General features: G+C 70.6%; 11 protein-coding genes and 2 tRNA genes. 7 read left to right on the forward strand and 6 right to left on the reverse strand.

Annotation, left to right across the window (positions count from 1 at the left end):
• Window positions 1-88: 88 nt before the first annotated feature.
• Complete coding sequence (locus ACN263_RS04695; RefSeq protein WP_422738605.1) at window positions 89-1,366, reverse strand: glycosyltransferase 87 family protein; 1,278 nt, start codon at window positions 1,364-1,366, stop codon at window positions 89-91.
• A gap of 73 nt (window positions 1,367-1,439) precedes the next feature.
• Between ACN263_RS04695 and orn the strand changes: the two genes are divergently transcribed.
• Window positions 1,440-2,030 (forward strand): oligoribonuclease, encoded by a 591-nt coding sequence (orn, locus tag ACN263_RS04700; protein WP_422738606.1) that lies wholly within the window; start codon window positions 1,440-1,442, stop codon window positions 2,028-2,030.
• 108 nt (window positions 2,031-2,138) lie between these two features.
• A tRNA-His gene (locus ACN263_RS04705) sits at window positions 2,139-2,214 on the forward strand.
• Between the two features lie 59 nt (window positions 2,215-2,273).
• On the opposite strand, the gene ACN263_RS04710 is transcribed toward ACN263_RS04705, so the two are convergent.
• Window positions 2,274-3,047, reverse strand: coding sequence for a GntR family transcriptional regulator (locus tag ACN263_RS04710; protein ID WP_422738608.1), 774 nt, complete (start codon window positions 3,045-3,047; stop codon window positions 2,274-2,276).
• Between the two features lie 221 nt (window positions 3,048-3,268).
• Between ACN263_RS04710 and ACN263_RS04715 the strand changes: the two genes are divergently transcribed.
• On the forward strand, window positions 3,269-3,583 hold the full coding sequence (locus ACN263_RS04715) for a hypothetical protein (protein ID WP_422738609.1): 315 nt from the start codon (window positions 3,269-3,271) through the stop codon (window positions 3,581-3,583).
• Window positions 3,584-3,681: 98 nt separating this feature from the next.
• On the opposite strand, the gene ACN263_RS04720 is transcribed toward ACN263_RS04715, so the two are convergent.
• Window positions 3,682-4,962, reverse strand: coding sequence for an Ig-like domain-containing protein (locus ACN263_RS04720; RefSeq protein WP_422740594.1), 1,281 nt, complete (start codon window positions 4,960-4,962; stop codon window positions 3,682-3,684).
• 249 nt (window positions 4,963-5,211) lie between these two features.
• Window positions 5,212-6,483 carry an Ig-like domain-containing protein gene (locus tag ACN263_RS04725; RefSeq protein WP_422738611.1) on the reverse strand — a complete coding sequence of 424 codons (1,272 nt, stop codon included), beginning with the start codon at window positions 6,481-6,483 and terminating at the stop codon, window positions 5,212-5,214.
• Window positions 6,484-6,670: 187 nt separating this feature from the next.
• Between ACN263_RS04725 and ACN263_RS04730 the strand changes: the two genes are divergently transcribed.
• Window positions 6,671-6,746: transfer RNA gene (locus ACN263_RS04730), tRNA-Lys, on the forward strand.
• 59 nt (window positions 6,747-6,805) lie between these two features.
• Here the strand turns inward: ACN263_RS04730 and ACN263_RS04735 are convergent.
• On the reverse strand, window positions 6,806-8,011 hold the full coding sequence (locus tag ACN263_RS04735) for a DUF418 domain-containing protein (RefSeq protein WP_422738612.1): 1,206 nt from the start codon (window positions 8,009-8,011) through the stop codon (window positions 6,806-6,808).
• Window positions 8,012-8,184: 173 nt separating this feature from the next.
• Here ACN263_RS04735 and ACN263_RS04740 point away from each other — a divergent pair, with 173 nt between their 5' ends.
• Both ACN263_RS04740 and ACN263_RS04745 read left to right on the forward strand, forming a co-directional pair.
• Window positions 8,185-11,253 (forward strand): VWD domain-containing protein, encoded by a 3,069-nt coding sequence (locus tag ACN263_RS04740; RefSeq protein ID WP_422738613.1) that lies wholly within the window; start codon window positions 8,185-8,187, stop codon window positions 11,251-11,253.
• 85 nt (window positions 11,254-11,338) lie between these two features.
• On the forward strand, window positions 11,339-11,896 hold the full coding sequence (locus tag ACN263_RS04745) for a hypothetical protein (RefSeq protein WP_422738614.1): 558 nt from the start codon (window positions 11,339-11,341) through the stop codon (window positions 11,894-11,896).
• Window positions 11,897-11,946: 50 nt separating this feature from the next.
• Here the strand turns inward: ACN263_RS04745 and ACN263_RS04750 are convergent, their stop codons facing one another.
• Window positions 11,947-13,605 carry a Na+/H+ antiporter gene (locus ACN263_RS04750; RefSeq protein ID WP_422740595.1) on the reverse strand — a complete coding sequence of 553 codons (1,659 nt, stop codon included), beginning with the start codon at window positions 13,603-13,605 and terminating at the stop codon, window positions 11,947-11,949.
• 287 nt (window positions 13,606-13,892) lie between these two features.
• Between ACN263_RS04750 and ACN263_RS04755 the strand changes: the two genes are divergently transcribed.
• Window positions 13,893-16,877 carry a glycoside hydrolase family 3 C-terminal domain-containing protein gene (locus ACN263_RS04755; RefSeq protein WP_422738616.1) on the forward strand — a complete coding sequence of 995 codons (2,985 nt, stop codon included), beginning with the start codon at window positions 13,893-13,895 and terminating at the stop codon, window positions 16,875-16,877.
• Window positions 16,878-17,199 lie beyond the last annotated feature (322 nt).

Below are 17,199 nucleotides of genomic sequence, written 5' to 3' on the forward strand. Positions count from 1 at the left end.
GCCGACGCGAAGGGCCACTCTCACCGGGGGAGCGGTGCTACCCGAGCGACGCTTGAGGTAGGTGGGTCCAGATTAGCGTCGATGGTCGTTACTGGGGAGTTGTGTCCATTTGGTGCGACTTTTCCATGGTGGTGGTCGGCTGGGTGACCCGGATCGGCAGGACCACCAGCAGCAGCAGGCTGAGCAGCACGTAGCCGTTGCGCAGCACGAAATCGACCGGGTCGTCGGTGCGGACCGGCGCCACACCCCAGTCGTGGAACGACACCACGCCGTAGATGATCAACGCAGCCGTGCCGATGGCGAGCCCGGCGAGCCATCTCCGTCGGCGGAACTCGGCCGGCGAGTTCGCGCTCAACGCCGCGTCCGCCAGCAGCACGACCGCCGGGACGAACCAGTAGATGTGGTGGGTCCAGGTGATCGGGCTGACCAGCGCGCCGACCAGGCCGGTCAGGGTGAGGCCGGTCAGCGCGTCACCGGCGCGCGCCGCCCGGACCGCCCGCCACAGGCCGTATCCGGCCACCACCGCGACCACCAGCAGCCACAGCAGCCGGTCCGGCTTCTCCGGTGCGGTGAAGCGACTGAGCAGGCCGAAGAGCGACTGATTGCCGGTGTAGTCGGTGCGCCCCACCCGGTCGTTGTCCCACAGTTCCTGCGTCCAGAACCGCCACGAGTCCCCGGGCGCGACCGCCGCCGCCAACAGGGTCGCCGCGGCCGCCGTCGCGCTCGCCACCACGGCCGCCCGCCAGCGGCGGGTGGCCAGCAGGTACACGATGAAGATGCCGGGGAACAGCTTGAGCGCCGTCGCCAGGCCCACGCCGACCCCGGCCCAGCGCCGCGCCTGCGGGACGGCGAACAACAGGTCGGCCAGGATCAGCACCACCAGCAGCATGTTGATCTGCCCGAACGTGATCGTCTCGCGGGTGCTCTCCACGGCCAGCACCAGCAGCACGGCGACGGTCAGCGTGAACGTGCGGGGCAGGGCGTGGCGGGCGATCACGGGCAGCACCAGCCACCGGGTGGTCAGCACCACGGCCGCCACCGTCAGCACCGTGAAGATCGCCACGGTGGCGCCGAGCCGCAGTAGCCCGAACGGCCACAGCAGCAGCGCGCTGAACGGCGGGTACGTGAAGTACAGCTCCCCCTGCACCCGGTCCGGCTGGACGTAGTCGTAGAGCGGATGACCGGCCGTCCACCAGTCCATCGCCGACATGTAGATCTTCAGGTCGAAGAAGTTGTGCACCAGACCGGGCAGGTAGAGCGCCGGCAGCACGGCGAGCAGCGCCACGATCGTGACCAGCCGACGGACCGTACGGCCGCCCGGATCGTCGTCGGTGACGGCGGGCGGTGCGATGGGTTCGGCTGGCACTTGAGAAACCCTAGCGGTCCACCCGCTCCAGAGCCCGCAGCAGCGGGGCGTGGGCTGCGCGTAGGCTGTCCCGGTGGCTGATCTCCTCGTCTGGATCGACTGTGAGATGACCGGTTTGGACCTCGGCAGCGACAAGCTGATCGAGGTCGCGGCGCTGGTCACCGATCCCGACCTCAACGTGCTCGGTGATGGTGTCGACGTGGTGATACACGCCGACGAGGCGGCGCTGGAGGCGATGCCGGAGATCGTCCAGACGATGCACGCCAAGTCCGGTCTCACCGAGGAGGTCCGTCGGTCGGCGGTCACCCTGGCCGAGGCCGAGGAGCGGGTGCTGGAGTATGTGAGCACCTTCGTCAAGGACCCGCGTACCGCGCCGCTGTGCGGCAACTCGATCGCCACCGACCGCGGCTTCATCGCCCGGGACATGCCCCGCCTCGACGCGCACCTGCACTACCGCATGATCGACGTGTCGTCGATCAAGGAACTCTGCCGGCGCTGGTACCCCCGGGTGTACTTCGGTCAGCCGCAGAAGGGCCTGGCGCACCGGGCGCTCGCCGACATCCGCGAGAGCATCCGCGAGTTGGAGTACTACCGGCGCACCATCTTCGTCCCGCTGCCCGGCCCGGACGTGGAGACCGCCAAGGGCATCGCCGCCGAGCTCTGACCCGGTGCCGTCCGGCCGGCGGGGAACCCGCTGGACGCCGCGCGCGGTGGTGGGGCTATTATTGGTCCGCACGACGCCCGGGGCGACAGACCTGGTGTCGGAGGCATGGTGGCTGTAGCTCAGTTGGCAGAGCACCGGGTTGTGGTCCCGGTTGTCGTGGGTTCAATTCCCATCAGTCACCCCAATGCTCAAGCCCCCTCCTCAGAGGGGGCTTGAGTCGTTGTAGGGGACTGGTAGGGGAACTCAGTCCACCGGCATCCGGTAGACCAGTTCGTATCGCCCGCGTGGCAGCACGATGGTGGCCGTCTCGACCGGCATGCCCGAGGCGAAGTACGTCCGATTGATCTCGTACACGTCCGCCGGTCTGCCCGGCAGGCGCAGCGCGTCCGCCTCCGCGTCCACCGCGGGACGGCTGCTGATCCGCTCTTCGAACTCATCGACTCGGACACCGATCACATCCATCCGGGCGACCACACCGACCGCCGCGCCGTCCTCTGGCCACTCGACCGCCGTTCCGCCGGTGATGCTCAGCGGCTCGTAGGACGTTGACAGTTGGACCGGGTCGCCGTCGGAGAGGAATCGGTAGGCCGTCCGCATGACCGGAGCGCCGGGCTCGACACCGAGGCGTATGGCGATCCACTCGTCCGCCTGCTCGTGGCGGCTTTCGTGCTCCCAGGTGGCCTCCTGGCCGGCGTGGGCGGCGTCCCGGGCGAACGGTGACGTCGATCCGGATTTGCCGCGGACGTCGCGGCCGGGCACACGTCGCACCAGCCGGCGGGCGGACTGGACGTAGACCCCTGAGCCTGCTCGGCCCTCGACGAGCCCTTCACCCTTGAGCACGCTGACAGCCCACTTCGCGACGGTGCGGCTCACACCGAACCGGGCCATGAGCTTGGTCTCGCTGGGCAACTTGGCCCCTGCTGCCAGCGCGCCGGACTGGATCTCCGCGCGTAACTCGGCGGCGATTGCCAGATAGGCAGGCGTCTTGGCCATGGGAATACAACCTCCGGTCAGCACGACAAGTCGATCACAGACAACCTGGTGTGCCAAGTTGCGCGACGAGCCTTGCTATGGCAAACCTAGTGCACTAGCTTTTCCGTGGCTCCCCGCCACCAAGCAGATCCGTTCAGCAACCATGCGGTCGGTGGCGGGAAGGTCGTCGACCGCATGGCCATGCAGCAGGGCCTGTTCGATTCGGCGGCAGGACGCGACGATCATCTCGCAGATGGGCAGACGCCATGATGGAAGAACCGACCGCCGCCCGAGCCGCGATAGCGTCCCGCCATCAGCAGGCGATCCGCGAACTGACCGCGCTTGAGGCGCGGCTTGCCGACGAACACGTACCGCGCCGCCCGGAGTGGGAGTGCCAGAGCTGTGCGCCTGGTACGTCCTGGCCGTGTGCGCCCGCACAGGTCAGCCTGTTCGAGTTGTACGGGCGCGACCGAGTCGGGCTTTCCATGCACGTCGGGGCCCTGTACTACGTCGCCAGCCAGGAGCGGCCCGACGACGAGCCGAGTGAACTGTACGACCGGATCGTGGGCTGGATTCGGTGACGAAGCTGCCAGCCCATGCAACGGCGAAGGTTCCAGGAATCCGGGGTATCCCGTCGGCGGGGACACCCCGGATTCCTGGAACCCGGGTCGATCGTGGGTCAGGCGGTCGGCGTGGGCGTCGGGGTGGCCGCGTCGTCCGCGCCCGCCGCCGGGGCATCCGGGTCGTACGGCAGGGCGCTGCCCTTGACGTACTCGTCCCAGCTCATGTTCCAGTCGGTCCAGCCGTTGCCGTTCTGGAGCTTGCGCTCGGTGCCCTTGACGGTGATCGGGTCACCGACCTCGGTGTTCTTGAACAGCCAGTCGCCGTTCGCCATCGACACGTTCACGCAGCCGTGCGAGACGTTGACGCTGCCCTGCTGGCCCTCGGACCAGGGTGCCGCGTGGATGAACTCGCCACCCCAGGTGAGGCGCTGCGCGAAGTCAATCTTGGTGCGGTAGCCGTCCTCGGGGCCCAGCTCCTCGAACGTGTCGAAGACGGTCTTGCGCAGCTTCTCGATCACGACCATGGTGCCGCTGGACGACGGGGTGCTCTTCTTGCCCAGGCTGACCGGGATGGTCTTGATCACCTTGCCGTCGCGGGTCACCGTCATCCGCTTGGTCTTGTTGTCGACCGTCATGATCAGCTTCGGGCCGATCTTGATGTCCACCGACAGGTCGGCACGGCCGTAGTAGCCGTCGCCCATCGGCAGGCCACCCGCCTGGACGCGGTACGACACCTTGCTGTTCGCCTGCCAGAACTCCTTCGGCCGGTACCGGATCTCGGTCGGGCTGACCCAGTGCCAGATGCCCTCCTGGGCGGGCGTCGAGGTCACCGTCATGCGGCGCTGCACGTCGTCGCGGTAGTCCTCCGGGATGTCCCGGCTGAACTTCACGATCAGCGGCATCCCGACACCGACCTGCTGGTTGTCGCCGAGGAAGCTGCTCACCCGGATCTGCTTGTCGGGCTTGGCCATGGTGGTGAAGGTGCTGGTCGCGGTGGCCGGCCGACCGTCGTCGCCGGTGGCCGTGACCGTGGCGGTGTAGCTGGTGCCGTACTCCAGTGCGCCGCTCGGCAGCCACGACTTGCCGTCCGCCGCGAGCTTGCCCTCGACGGCCTTGCCGGCCGCGTCCTTGAGCTCGACGGTGGTCTCCTGGGCGTCCTTCGCGGCGAAGGTGATCCCGGTGGAGGCGGGGACGTCCTTGGCGTCGGCCGCCGGCTCGCTGATGGTCGCCGACGCCTTGGGGGCCGGAGTCTCGGCGCCGCCCTGCCAGGAGGACGGCTTGCCGCCGTCGCCGTCGGTGCAGGCCGAGGTGAAGGCCAGCGCCACGGCGAGGAGCCCCGCCGCGAGCGCGCGGCGTCGCCCACGGGGCCGGATCAGCTGGTCCTGGCTAGCTCGCATGATGTCCTCACAGTCGTGGTCGCTGACCCATCGTCTCCTAAAGACGTGCCAGAACCGGTCCTGGTTGCCGAGGGTGGGCAGGAACACGCCGACCGCGATGTCGGATTTTTGTTACTATCCGGCGTTTCGTGATTGAGGCTCGTCTTCCGGTCGGAGCCGACGGGTCGTCGCCGCCGTCACGTCGCGGGCAGTGCAAGGGTACGCGCCGGCCCGTGCCATCGGCAGGGCCGGCGCGACGACGCCGGACGCTCAGATCGCCGGGCCGGATCCACCCTGGGGTACCGGCAGCGCGCTGCCCTTGATGAACTCCGACCAGCTCAGGCTCCACGCCGTCCAGCCGTTGCCGGCGGCGATCTTGCGCTCGGTGCCCTTGATCGTGATCGGGTCACCGATCCGGGTCTTGTCGAACAGCCACTTGGCGTTCGCCATCGACACGTTCACGCAGCCGTGCGACACGTTCTGCCGCCCCTGCACGTGCTCCGACCAGGGTGCGGCGTGGATGTACTCGCCGCCCCAGGTGAGCCGCTGGGCGAACTGGATGTCGGTGACGTAGCGGTTGGCCGGGTCCGGATCGTCGCGGGTGTCGAAGACGGTGGCTTCCTTCTTCTCCATCACGACCATCGTGCCGCTGGACGACGGGGTGCTCTTCTTGCCCAGGCTCACCGGGATCGTGCGGGTCAGCGCGCCGTTCTCGTACACCGACATCTTCTTGGTGGCGTTGTCGACCTTCATCACCAACGACCGGCCGATCTTGGCGGTGGCCTTGCGGTCCATGTCGCCGTACCTGCCGTTGCTCAGCGGTACCCCGGCCAACGCGATCCGCACGCTGATGGTGGTGCCCGGCTTCCAGTACTCCGGCGCCCGGTAGTACGCCTGCGTGCCGTTGTCGACCCAGTGCCAGGCGCCCGGCTGCGGCGGATCGGTCTTGACGAACATCCGCTTCTGCACCGCCGCCCGGTCCTTCTTGGGGATGCCCGGGTGGAACTCGGTGACCACCGGCATGGCGACGCCGTAGCTCTTGTCGTCGAACAGGTACAGGCCGGACCCGATGGTCGACTTCGGCTTGGCCATCGTGGTGAAGGTGCTGGTGCCCTGGCTGCTCGTGCCGTCCGGCGTGCTCGCCGTCACCGTGGCCGTGTACTTCGTACCCCATTTCAGGGGCGTGGACGGCACCCAGGCCGAACCGTCGGCACGGAGCTTGCCCTGCACGGTGCCCCCGCCGGCCGCGGTCAGGGTGACCGCGGACACCTTCGCCCCGTCCGGCAGCTTCGCGCTGATCTCCGTACTGACCGGCTTGTTCTTCGTGCCGTCGGCCGGGCTCAGCGTCAGCGCCGGACCACTGGGCGCGCTCGGCGCACCGGACGTCGACGGCTCGGCCGAGTCGGGCGCGGCACTGGCGTCCGCCGACGTCCCGCCGACGAATTCTGGTTTCTTCTGCTCGTCGCCGCACCCGGTCAGTGCCAGCGACATCGCCAAGGTCAGCGCGCCCACCACCGCCCCGGCTCGCGTGAACCGTGCCATCCCCACCTCTGTTCTCGCGTACCTGGCGGACATCGTGCCGTATCAGTGCCCGGACCCACGCCCCCGTCCCAGGCGGGACGATCAATTTGTGGCTGTATGCCCGTTAAGCTCGACCGAAGGGGGGAGTCGGGTAACCGGATTGGAGCCCGGGTTGGCGGGGTGCTAATGTTCTCTCCGTTGCCGACGAGCGCCGCTAGCTCAACTGGCAGAGCAGCGGACTCTTAATCCGCGGGTTCGGGGTTCGAGTCCCTGGCGGCGCACCAACAAGCAGGGCCCCGATCTGGTGATCAATACCAGGCCGGGGCCTTTCCGTGTACGGCACTCAATCCGGGTCGGCGGCTCGGAGTCGGGGCCACCGCTGCTCGGTCCAGGCCCGCAACAGCCACTCCATCGGCCCGTACCGGAACCGGCTCAGCCACGCCGCGCTGGCCGCGACCTGCACCCCGTAGATCGCCACCGCGACGAGGAGCACGACCGGCGGTGCGACGGCACCGGCGAGACCCAGGCCGACGCCGGTGAAGACCAGGACGCAGAGCAGCGACTGGCCCAGGTAGTTCGACAGGGACATCCGTCCGGCCGGTGCGAGTACGGCGACGACCCGCCGTCCCCGATCGGTCTCGAAGAACTCGAGGAGGGTGGCGGCGTACGCGGCGGCGAGCAGCGGGGCGGTGAGCACGCCCACCGTCAGTCCGGTCAGGTTGGCGGTGCCGCCGCCCGAGGCGAAGACGACCGCGCCGGCCAGGCCGACCGGATAACCCACCCGCTGCACCCGGCGCAGCAGCTGCCGGTTCCCCGCGACGTCGGTGAGCAGCCGGCGACGTCCCGCCGCGTACCCGACGAGGAAGGCCGAGAGGGCGAGCGGCCCCTGCACGACGAGCGCGCCGATCATCGCCGGCAGCTGACGGACGTGCTCGGCGATCACCGTTCCGAGCCCGCCCTGTAGCGCCTCGGTGGACCGTTGCCCCGCGGCGAGCGCCGCCGCCGGATCGGTGACGAGTTGGGTACCGCCGACAGCCGCGAGCGCCAGGACGAAACCGATGCCGGCGGTCAGCAGGACGGCAGCGCGCAGCGCGGTCCCTACCGCGACTCGGCGCATGGCGAGCAGGACCAGCCCGAGCACCGCGTACGTGGTCAGGATGTCGCCCTGGAACAGCAGTACCGCGTGCAGGACGCCGAGCACGAAGAGCCCGGCCAGCCGTCGCCGGAACCGGGGGACGATGTCGACGCCGCGCCGGGCGGCGGAGTCGAGCTGGAGCGTGAAGCTGTAGCCGAACAGGAAGGCGAAGAGCAGGTACGCCTTCATCGTGACCAGCGCCTCGACCGCCCACCCGACCGCCTGGTCGCCCCACGAGTCGTGCGCGGGGTCGGGGACCAGGTGGAAGGAGTAGCCGGAGGCGAAGTAGGCGATGTTGACGACCAGGATGAGGAACAGGGCCACGGCGCGCAGGGCATCGACGCCGGCGATCCGGGAGACCGCCCCGGGCGACCGTTCGACGACGACTGGCGGGTCTTTCCTGGAGAACGTCACGCGACCACCCCCGTAATCGACAGGAACCGTATTCGTAGGCTAGGAAGCGGCCTGCCCAGGTGACAGCCGGTGAGCGGGACCGTCGCAGGTGGGGCAGGCCCTACCTCTTCCGGCAGCGACCGGTCCCCGACAGAGCGCGGGAATCCCGTCCGCGCGCCCCTACAGTCCCCACCATGAGGTGGACGCTGCGCTCGGCTGCCGGACTCGTCGTACTCGTGACGGCCCTGGCGGCCGGGGCGGCGAGCGCCGCCGCGGCGCCCGACGACGGCGGCCTGGGCCTGGCGGTTCGCCCCGGGCAGGCCGACTACCGCGCCGGTGACCAGGTCCGCCTGGACCTCACCGTCACGAACACCACCGGGTCGGCCTGCGCGCTGCCCACCACGGCCGTCGGCACCGTCCAGATCGCCGGGGTACGCCGGGACGGGCGCGACCTCACGCCCATGCTCGCCCGCAGCTTCCACGACGACGGGATCGCCGCAGCGGCCACCGCCGGTCTGACCACTGTGGAGCCCGGAGCGACCGCGATCGTGACGCTCACCGGGGTACGGCTGGGTGACGCGCCCGGCGAGGTCGTGCTCCGCTCGGTGGCCGCCACCGGGGACGGCGGCGGTCTCGACTCGCTCTGGCCGGTCGGCGCTCCGGGCCGGTACGAGGTGACGGCCGGCTACGTGCCACTGTCGGTCACCGGCGCGGTCGACCCCTGCGAGGGTGCCACGGCCCTGCGGACCACCACGTTCACGGTCGGCGACGGCGGCGGATCCGGTAGAGGCTGGCTCTGGGCGGCGGCCGGCGCGTTGCTGCTGGTGCTGCTCCTGGCCGCGCTGGTGATCCTGTGGCGCGTACGCCGCCGGCCGACCGCCGCCACCGTGGTCCTGCTGCTGGTGGCCGTCGGTGCGCTGGCCGGTGGCGGGGCCCGTCCGGCCCGGGCGGACTACTCGGTCGACCCGACCTCCGGTGTGCCGATCAAGGGCGTCGACTTCCAGGCCGCTGTGGACGGCTGCCTGAGCGGGTTCGCCGCTCCCGGCGGGGACCCGTCCGGCCTGCTGCCCCGGTTGAAGGACAAGAAGAGCCCGAAGGTGCGGATCATCCCCACCCCCGGTGGCTCCGGCGCCTTCGAGACACCGGACAGCCCGGACGGCAAGGGCTCGTCCACCGTCACCTGGAACCCGACCTCCACCGACCCGTACGACGACGGGGTGGCCCGGGACCCCTGCGCCGCGCTCTACCACGAGTTGAACCACGCCGACGACATCTCCCGCGACGCGGTGCCGGCGGGCGAGTGCGGGAGCACCGGCATTCCCACCGCCGAGGTGCGGGCGACGTTGGCCGAGAACCGTTACCGGGCGGCGAAGGGCCTGCCGCCGCGTACGGAGTACAAGGGCAAGCCGCTGCCGAAGAGCCTCGACGAGTGCAAGAAGAAGCCGCCGAAGAAGACGCCCCCGCCGAAGGGGCCGGTGAAGCTCTGCGAGGACGGCGCCGACTGCGGCGGCAGCAACGGCGACCCGCACCTGGTCACCTTCGACCGGGTCGCCTACGACTTCCAGGCCGTCGGTGAGTTCACCCTGGTCGCCGCCACCGGCGGTGAGCCGCTGGAGGTCCAGGTCCGGCAGTCGCCGATGGCGGGTTCCCGCTCCGCCTCGGTCAACTCGGCGGTCGCGTTCCGGATCGGCGCCCACCGGGTCGCGCTCACCCTCACCGAGGGCACGACCCGGGTGCACGTCGACGGCACGCCGGTCGCCGCGCCGCCGGCGCGGACCGACCTGGCCGGCGGCAACCTCACCCGCCGCCCGTCCGACACGGGCGAGACCGACGGGTACGACGTGACGTGGCCGGACGGCTCGGCGGCGGCGGTGGACCAGATCGGCCGCTACGGCTACCGGGTGCTCGTGCGGCTCGCCGACGGCCGGGCCGGGAAGGTACGTGGCCTGCTCGGCGACTTCGACGGCGACCCGGCCGACGACATCGCGCCCGCCGGCGGCGCGGCCCTCGCCCAGCCCGTGCCGTTCGCCGCGCTCTACCCGGGGTACGCGGACAGTTGGCGGATCACCCCGGATCGCTCGCTGTTCTCCTACGGCGACGGGGAGGACACCGGCACGTTCACCGACCGGGCCTTCCCCGAGCGGGAGGTGACCGTCGCCGACCTCGACCCGGCCCGGCGTGCCGCCGCCGAACGGATCTGCCGGTGGGCCGGCGTCACCGCCGCAGGCCCGCTCGCCGACTGCGTCTTCGACGTCGCCGTCAGCGGACGTGGTGAGTTCGCCGTCGCCGGGGCCACCACCGAACGGATCGCCCCACCGACCGGCGCGTCGATCACCGCCGTACCGCTCGCGACCGCCAGCCTCACGCCGGGCGGCGATCCGCTGACGTTCAGCGGCCGCGCCGGGGACTCCGTCTTCGTCGACGTCACCGCGCCGGGCATGGCCGACCGCTGCTCGCCGTACGTGCTCACCGACCCGTCCGATCGGCTGATCGGAGCTGGCTGTGCCATCGACGGCGTCGCGTACATCGACCGCGTCGAACTCACCACCACCGGCACGTACGTCGTGCGGGTCACCGCCGCCCCCGGCGACACCGGACGAGCGGCCGTCCGGGTGTACGTGACCAGGGACGTCGACGGCACGCTGCAGGCGAACGGCCCGGAGGTCACCGCGACCCTGGAACTGCCCGGCGCGTGGGCCCGGTACCGGTTCACCGGGCAGCAGGGCGAGCGCGTCTACGTCGAGGTGCCCACGAGCACACTTCCCAACCAGTGCTCCCCGCTGGAACTGCGCGACACCCAGGACCGGCTGCTGAGCAGTGGCTGCGTGATCAACGGCGTCGGCGAGATCGACGGCACGGTGTTGCCCGCCGACGGGAGGTACACAGTGGTGGTCGATCCGACCGGACGTACCACCGGCGCGACCACACTGCGGCTGGTGAGCAGCCGCGACCGGGCGGCGACGATCGCCGTGGGCGGTCCGCCGGTCGTCGCCACCGTCGACCAGCCCGGGGCCGTGACGAGTTACCGGTTCACCGTCGGCGCCGGCACGTCGGTGAGTCTGACCGCAACCGCCGCCACCCTGCCCGACCAGTGCGGTGTGCTGGAGCTGCGCGCCCCCGACGGCAGCCTGATCACCAGCGGATGCGTGATCAACGGAGCCGGCGACATCGGGCCGACGACGCTGCCGGCCTCCGGCACGTACACGGTGGTGGTGAACCCGTCCGGGCCCGCGACCGGCCGGGTCACGCTGGCGGTGCGGTGATCGGTGGCTGCCGAGCGGTGCGACACGCTGGGCGGCACGGGTCTAGGTTCGTCGCGGTTGGTGTCGACGACGGCGGGGGTACGGGGTGGGCGACGAGAAGCTGGACGATGCGGGTGTCAGGGACGGGTTCGACCTGCTGGTCACTCCCGACGTCCGGTACACGCGACTGCTGCGACGGGATATGCGGCGGCTGAGTTTCCTGTTCGTCATCTCGGGCCTGCTGTTGTCGATCACGAGTCTCGGTACGTTCACGGCCGATGGTGGCTGGCTCTTCGCCGGGCTGTTCGGCCTCCCGTTCGGGGTGGTCTGGTTCATCGCGGGGCTGATCAACGGCGCGGCGTACCTGCGACGGCACGTCGAGTTGAGCGCGCCGGTGCGGTACGTGTTCACCGCGGAGGCCATCGAGTGGCACACCGCCCATGCGGCGTTGCGGTTGCCGTGGACGGCGATCAGGCACGCCGTTCGGATGCGGGAGGCGTACCGTCTGGACTGCGCGGACCAGCAGCCCCGCTACCTGTGCCGGACGACACTGACGCCGGCTGAGGACGCCCGGGTGACGGCGTACCTCGACGAGCGGTTGGCCGCACGGCTGGCCACCGAGGCGTCCGTGCGGCCGATGCCACCGGTCGGCGCCGGCTCGTAGTCGGACCGGCCGGGCGAGGTCCGGATCGTCGGCCGACCATCGGCGCGCAGCTACTGCCGCTTGGGGAGCAGCAGTTCCTCGTGGTCGAGTTCCCGCTCCAGGACCCGCAGCTCCTCATCCGGCAGCCGCCCGGAGTCGCGCCAGCGCACCAACTCCTCGCGCTGCGCGTCCAGCGCCGTACGACGGACCCGCAGCGCCGTCTCGTACTGCGGTGACGTGGGCAACTCCGTCGACCCGCTCTGTTCGAGCAGGTCGAGACGGCCGCGGTAACGCGCGAGGCGGGCCAGCAACTGGGTACGCGTCGTGTTGACGGCCACCGCGCTGTCCGGCTCGGCGGCGGCGACCTCGTCGAGCCGGGCCAGAGCCGCCTCGACCGCCGCGGAGCGGGCCTCGTTGCGTACCCGGGCCTGGTCGGTCGCGTTGGCGCGCAGGCCGAGCATCCGCACGAGCGGCGCGAAGGTCAGACCCTGCCCGACGAGCGTCACGAGGACGACCACGAAGGTGCAGAACAGCAGGAGGTCCCGGTCGGGAAAGGGTGACCCGTCGTCGGTGGTCAACGGCAGGGTGAAGATCGCGGCGAGGCTGATGACGCCGCGCGTGCCGGACCAGCTCAGCGCCACCACCTCGCGGGAGCTGAGTCGGCGGGCGTTGCGGTCGGCCCGCGCCACCTGCCGGGCGCTGTTCGGCTCGTCGGCGTCGTCCTGCTCGGAGACGCCGCCGAGGCGGGTGTGCAGGGACCGGGGGAGCGACTGGGTCAGCACCAGCCAGGCGGGACGCAGGAGCAGGACCACGCCCACGGACACCGCGACGGCGATGACGATCGTCGACGTGTCGTACTGGCGCAAACCCTTCACGACCTCGGGGAGCTGCTGGCCGATCAGTAGGAAGACGAAGCCTTCGAGGAGGAAGTCGACCAGTCGCCACACCGCGCTGGTCTGGAGGCGGGCGGCCCCGGACCCGACCTGGGGCGTCTGGTGGCCCACGATCAGCCCCGCGATCACCACGGCGAGCACCCCGGAGACGTGCAACGCCTCGCCCAGCAGGTACGCCACGAACGGTGTCGCCAGCGAGATCGCGTTGGACAGCAGCGGGTCCGCGGTGAGCGGGCGGGCCAGGCGTTTCGCCCAGGCCACGGCGACCCCGACGGCCACCCCACCGACCGCCGCCAGCACGAACTGGGCCACGGCGGCGGGGAACGAGAAGGTGCCACCGACGGCGGCGGCCACCGCGACGCTGAGCATCGTCAGCGCGGTCGCGTCGTTGAGCAGCCCTTCGCCCTGGATGATCGTCACGATCTTCGGCGGCAGGCTGACCCGCCGGCCCACCGCCAGCGCGGCCACCGGGTCGGGCGGGGCGATGGCGGCGCCGACGGCGATACCGGCGGCCAGCGTCGCCCCCGCCACGAACAGGTGAAACCCGAGACCGACGAGCAGCCCGGTGAGCAGCACCAGCACCACGGAGAGGCTGACCACGATCCGCAGGTTCCGGCGGATGTCGAGCAGCGAGGAGTCCAACGCGGCGCTGTACAGCAGCGGCGGCAGCACGACCATGAGCACCAGCTCAGGATCGAGGCCGACGTTGGGGCCGGGTAGCAGCGCGTACACGATGCCGATGAGCGGCAGCAGCGCGGCTGCCGGCAGGCCGGTACGGGACGCCACCCACCGGACGGCGACGATGACCGCCACGGCGGCGAGCACGAACAACACCATCGAATGGGCGCTCACCTGGTGTCGTCCCCCTGGATCGGCGCGTGGATCTCGTATCGACCCTACCTGCCGGACGGCCACACGGGTTCGTCGCGCGATCGCCCGGCCTTGCCCATGCATTTGCGTGCTTCTATAGTTGCGCGATCACCACATTCATGGCCGTGGTCATCGCGGTAGGTCGTCGAAGCGCTTCGACGATTCGTCGTTCAGGCCCGTCAGCCGGGTGTCGAGCCTGGCCACGCCGGTCTTGGCGCTGAATCGCGCCTGTCGTACGACATGAGGAGAACCGCATGCGGAAGTGGCGCCTTAGGCGCGGAATCACCGCGCTCGCGCTCGCCCTGCTCGCCCTGCCGACCGTTCCCGGCACGGCACACGCCGACCCCGCCTACCCGTTCCGTGACCCCAGCCTGCCCGTCCAGGTCCGGGTCGACGACCTGCTCGGCCGGCTCACCCTGGACGAGAAGATCTCCTGGCTGCACCAGTACCAGCCGGCCGTGCCCCGGTTGGGCATCGGCCTGTTCAAGACCGGCACCGAGGCGCTGCACGGCGTCGCCTGGTCGACCGACATCGACAACAACGGCGCGGTGGTCAAGGCCCGCGGCACGTCCTTCCCGCAACCGGTGGGCATGGCGAGCACCTGGAACCCGGATCTGATCCAGCGGGTCGGCTCGGCCGTGGGTGACGAGGCGCGCGGCTACCACGCGCAGAACCCGCGGGTCTGGGGTCTCAACCTCTGGGCGCCGGTGGTCAACCTGCTCCGTGACCCGCGCTGGGGTCGGAACGAGGAGGGCTACTCCGAGGATCCGCTGCTCACCGCGAAGATCTCCACCGCGTACGGCTCGGGGATGACCGGCGGTGACCCGGACCACCTGAAGAGCGCGCCGACCCTCAAGCACTACCTGGCCTACAACAACGAGGTCCGGCGCGACGTCACCTCGTCGAACGTCCCGCCGCGGGTGCTCAACGAGTACGACCGGGCCGCGTTCAAGCCGGCCATCGCCGCCGACGCGGCGACCGGCGTGATGGCCTCGTACAACCTGGTCAATGGCCGTCCGGCGACGGTGGACCCGGACCTGGCGACGGTGGTACGGGGCTGGACCGACCAGCCCCTGATGAACGTGACGGACGCCTGGGCGCCGAACAACCTCGTCGCCTCGCAGGGGTACTACCCGACCCAGGCCGAGGGGAACGCCGCGATCGTCAAGGCCGGCGTGAACAGCTTCATCACCGACGACACCAACGCGCAGCCGACCGTCACCGCCATCAAGCAGGCCCTCGCCAGCGGCCTGCTCACCGAGGCGGACATCGACGCCCGGATCGCCGAGATCCTGAACCTGCGCTTCCGCCTCGGCGAGTTCGACCCGGGCGGCGGCCGGTACGGCGGCATCACCCCGGACGTCATCAACAGCCCGGAACACCAGCGGCTGGCCCGTCAGGCCGCCGGCGAGGCGATGGTGCTGCTCAAGAACAGCCGGCAGGCCCTTCCGCTGGACCCGGCCCGGACCCGCAAGGTCGCCGTGCTCGGCCCGCTCGCCGACACCCTCTACACCGACTGGTACGGCGCCGACCTGCCGTACCAGGTGACCGCGCTGGACGGCATCCGCGAGCGGCTGGGCAGCTCGGCCAGCGTCGACGGGCTCGACGGGGCGGACCGCATCGCCCTGAAGGACCCGTCCACCGGCCGGTACCTGACGGCCACCGGTACCACCGACGCGGACCCGGTCTCCGTCACCGGCACCGACGCCTCGCTCGCCGCCCAGTTCGACAGCGTCGACTGGGGACAGAACATCGTGACGCTGCGCAACGCCGCCAACGGCCGCTACCTCGGCTACAACTGGGGGCCGTTCGTCACCCGTGACGAGCAGCCGAACGGTTGGTACGTCCAGCAGCAGTTCTCGCTGGAACCGCAGGCCGACGGGACGGTCGCGGTGCGCTACGCCGGCTACGAGACGACGGAGAGCTGGTTCGGCGTCAACACCTACCTCACCGTCGGCGACGACGGCGCCCTGAAGCTCGGCGCGTCCACCGCCGCGGACGCGACCCACTTCCAGCGCGAGGTGATCAGCAGCGGGGTCGACCGGGCCGTCGCGGCGGCCAAGGCGGCCGACACCGCCGTCCTGGTGGTCGGCAGCAACCCGTTCATCAACGGGCGCGAGGCGCACGACCGTACCTCGATGGCGTTGAGCGCCAGCCAGGAGGCGCTGGTCAAGGCCGTGACCAAGGCTAACCCGCGGACGGTGCTGGTGCTCCAGACCAGCTACCCGGTCACCATCGGGTGGGAGCAGGAGCACGTGCCGGCCATCGTGTGGACCACCCACGCGGGCGCGGAGACCGGCCACGCCGTCGCGGACGTGCTGTTCGGCGACCGCAACCCGTCCGGCAAGCTCACCCAGACCTGGTACCGCTCGGACCGACAACTCCCGCCCGACCTGCTGGAGTACGACATCATCTCGTCCGGGCAGACCTACCTCTACAGCAGCGCGAAGCCGCTCTACCCGTTCGGCCACGGGCTGTCGTACACCGGGTTCCGGTACGGCCAGCTCCGCGCCGACGCCCGGTCGGTCGCGGCGGACGGCACCATCACGGCCCGCGTCGACGTGACCAACACCGGCACCCGCGCCGGCTCCGAGGTCGTCCAGCTCTACACCCACCAACGCACCTCGCGGGTGAAGACGTCGATCCGGGCGCTCAAGTCGTTCGAGCGGGTGCAGCTCGCCCCCGGGCAGACCCGTACCGTGACGCTGCGGGTGCGGGCTGCCGACCTCGCGAACTGGGACGTCACCCGGAGCCGCTGGGTGGTCGAGTCGTCCACGTACGACCTGATGGTCGGCGCGAGCGCCGGGGACGTCCGGGCCCGGACGGCGGTCGCGGTGCGCGGTGAGATGATCCCGGCCCGGGACCTGTCCCGGACGACCCGCGCCGAGAATTTCGACGGGTACGCGGGGGTCCGGCTCGTCGACGAGACGAAGGTACGCGGTACGGCCGTGGGCGTCACCGCCGCCGGTCAGTGGATCTCCTTCGCGAAGTCCGCCCTCCGCCCGGACAGCCGTACCTTCTCGGCGCGGGTCGCCAAGGCCACGGCGGGCACCGGCACGATCCAGGTCCGGCTGGGCTCGCCCACCGGCCGACTGCTCGGTACGGCCACCGTGCCGAGCACCGGTGACGACTACCGGTACGTCAGCGTCCGGGCCGAACTGGCCCGGGCCGCCGGCACCCACGACGTCTACCTCGTGTTCGACTCTCCACTGCGGCTGGCGGACTTCTCGCTGCGCTGATCCGGACGGCTCGGGCCGGGGTGCTGGTGCGCCCCGGCCCGAGCCGTTTCCGGATTCATCAGATGATCGACGATCAAGCTTCGTGCCCTGTGCCTGATTCGCGGCTTTAATAGTGCTTTAGACATAGATGGGACCCAATCTCGTATTGCATTCGTCACACGTCTGACATACGCTCCGCCCAAGACTTCGTAGCGATTGGCAAAAGAGTGCGGTGGGGCGGCATCCCCGTCCCCCGCCGACCCTCGGTGGCGTCGCTGTTCCCTGCTCGTCGCTCGATGCACGTCCCAGGCACCACGTCGACGACAAGTGAGAAAGGACAGCA

Source organism: Micromonospora sp. WMMD729 (assembly GCF_049315225.1).
Taxonomy (GTDB): Bacteria; Actinomycetota; Actinomycetes; order Mycobacteriales; family Micromonosporaceae; genus Micromonospora.

What these genes read in the sequence shown, in the direction of transcription:
- ACN263_RS04755 (WP_422738616.1), top strand. Translation starts at nt 13,893, where the DNA reads ATGCGGAAGTGGCGCCTTAGGCGCGGAATCACCGCGCTCGCGCTCGCC.
- ACN263_RS04715 (WP_422738609.1), top strand. Translation starts at nt 3,269, where the DNA reads ATGATGGAAGAACCGACCGCCGCCCGAGCCGCGATAGCGTCCCGCCAT.
- ACN263_RS04725 (WP_422738611.1), bottom strand. Translation starts at nt 6,483, where the DNA reads ATGGCACGGTTCACGCGAGCCGGGGCGGTGGTGGGCGCGCTGACCTTG.
- ACN263_RS04740 (WP_422738613.1), top strand. Translation starts at nt 8,185, where the DNA reads ATGAGGTGGACGCTGCGCTCGGCTGCCGGACTCGTCGTACTCGTGACG.
- ACN263_RS04750 (WP_422740595.1), bottom strand. Translation starts at nt 13,605, where the DNA reads ATGGTGTTGTTCGTGCTCGCCGCCGTGGCGGTCATCGTCGCCGTCCGG.
- ACN263_RS04720 (WP_422740594.1), bottom strand. Translation starts at nt 4,962, where the DNA reads ATGCGAGCTAGCCAGGACCAGCTGATCCGGCCCCGTGGGCGACGCCGC.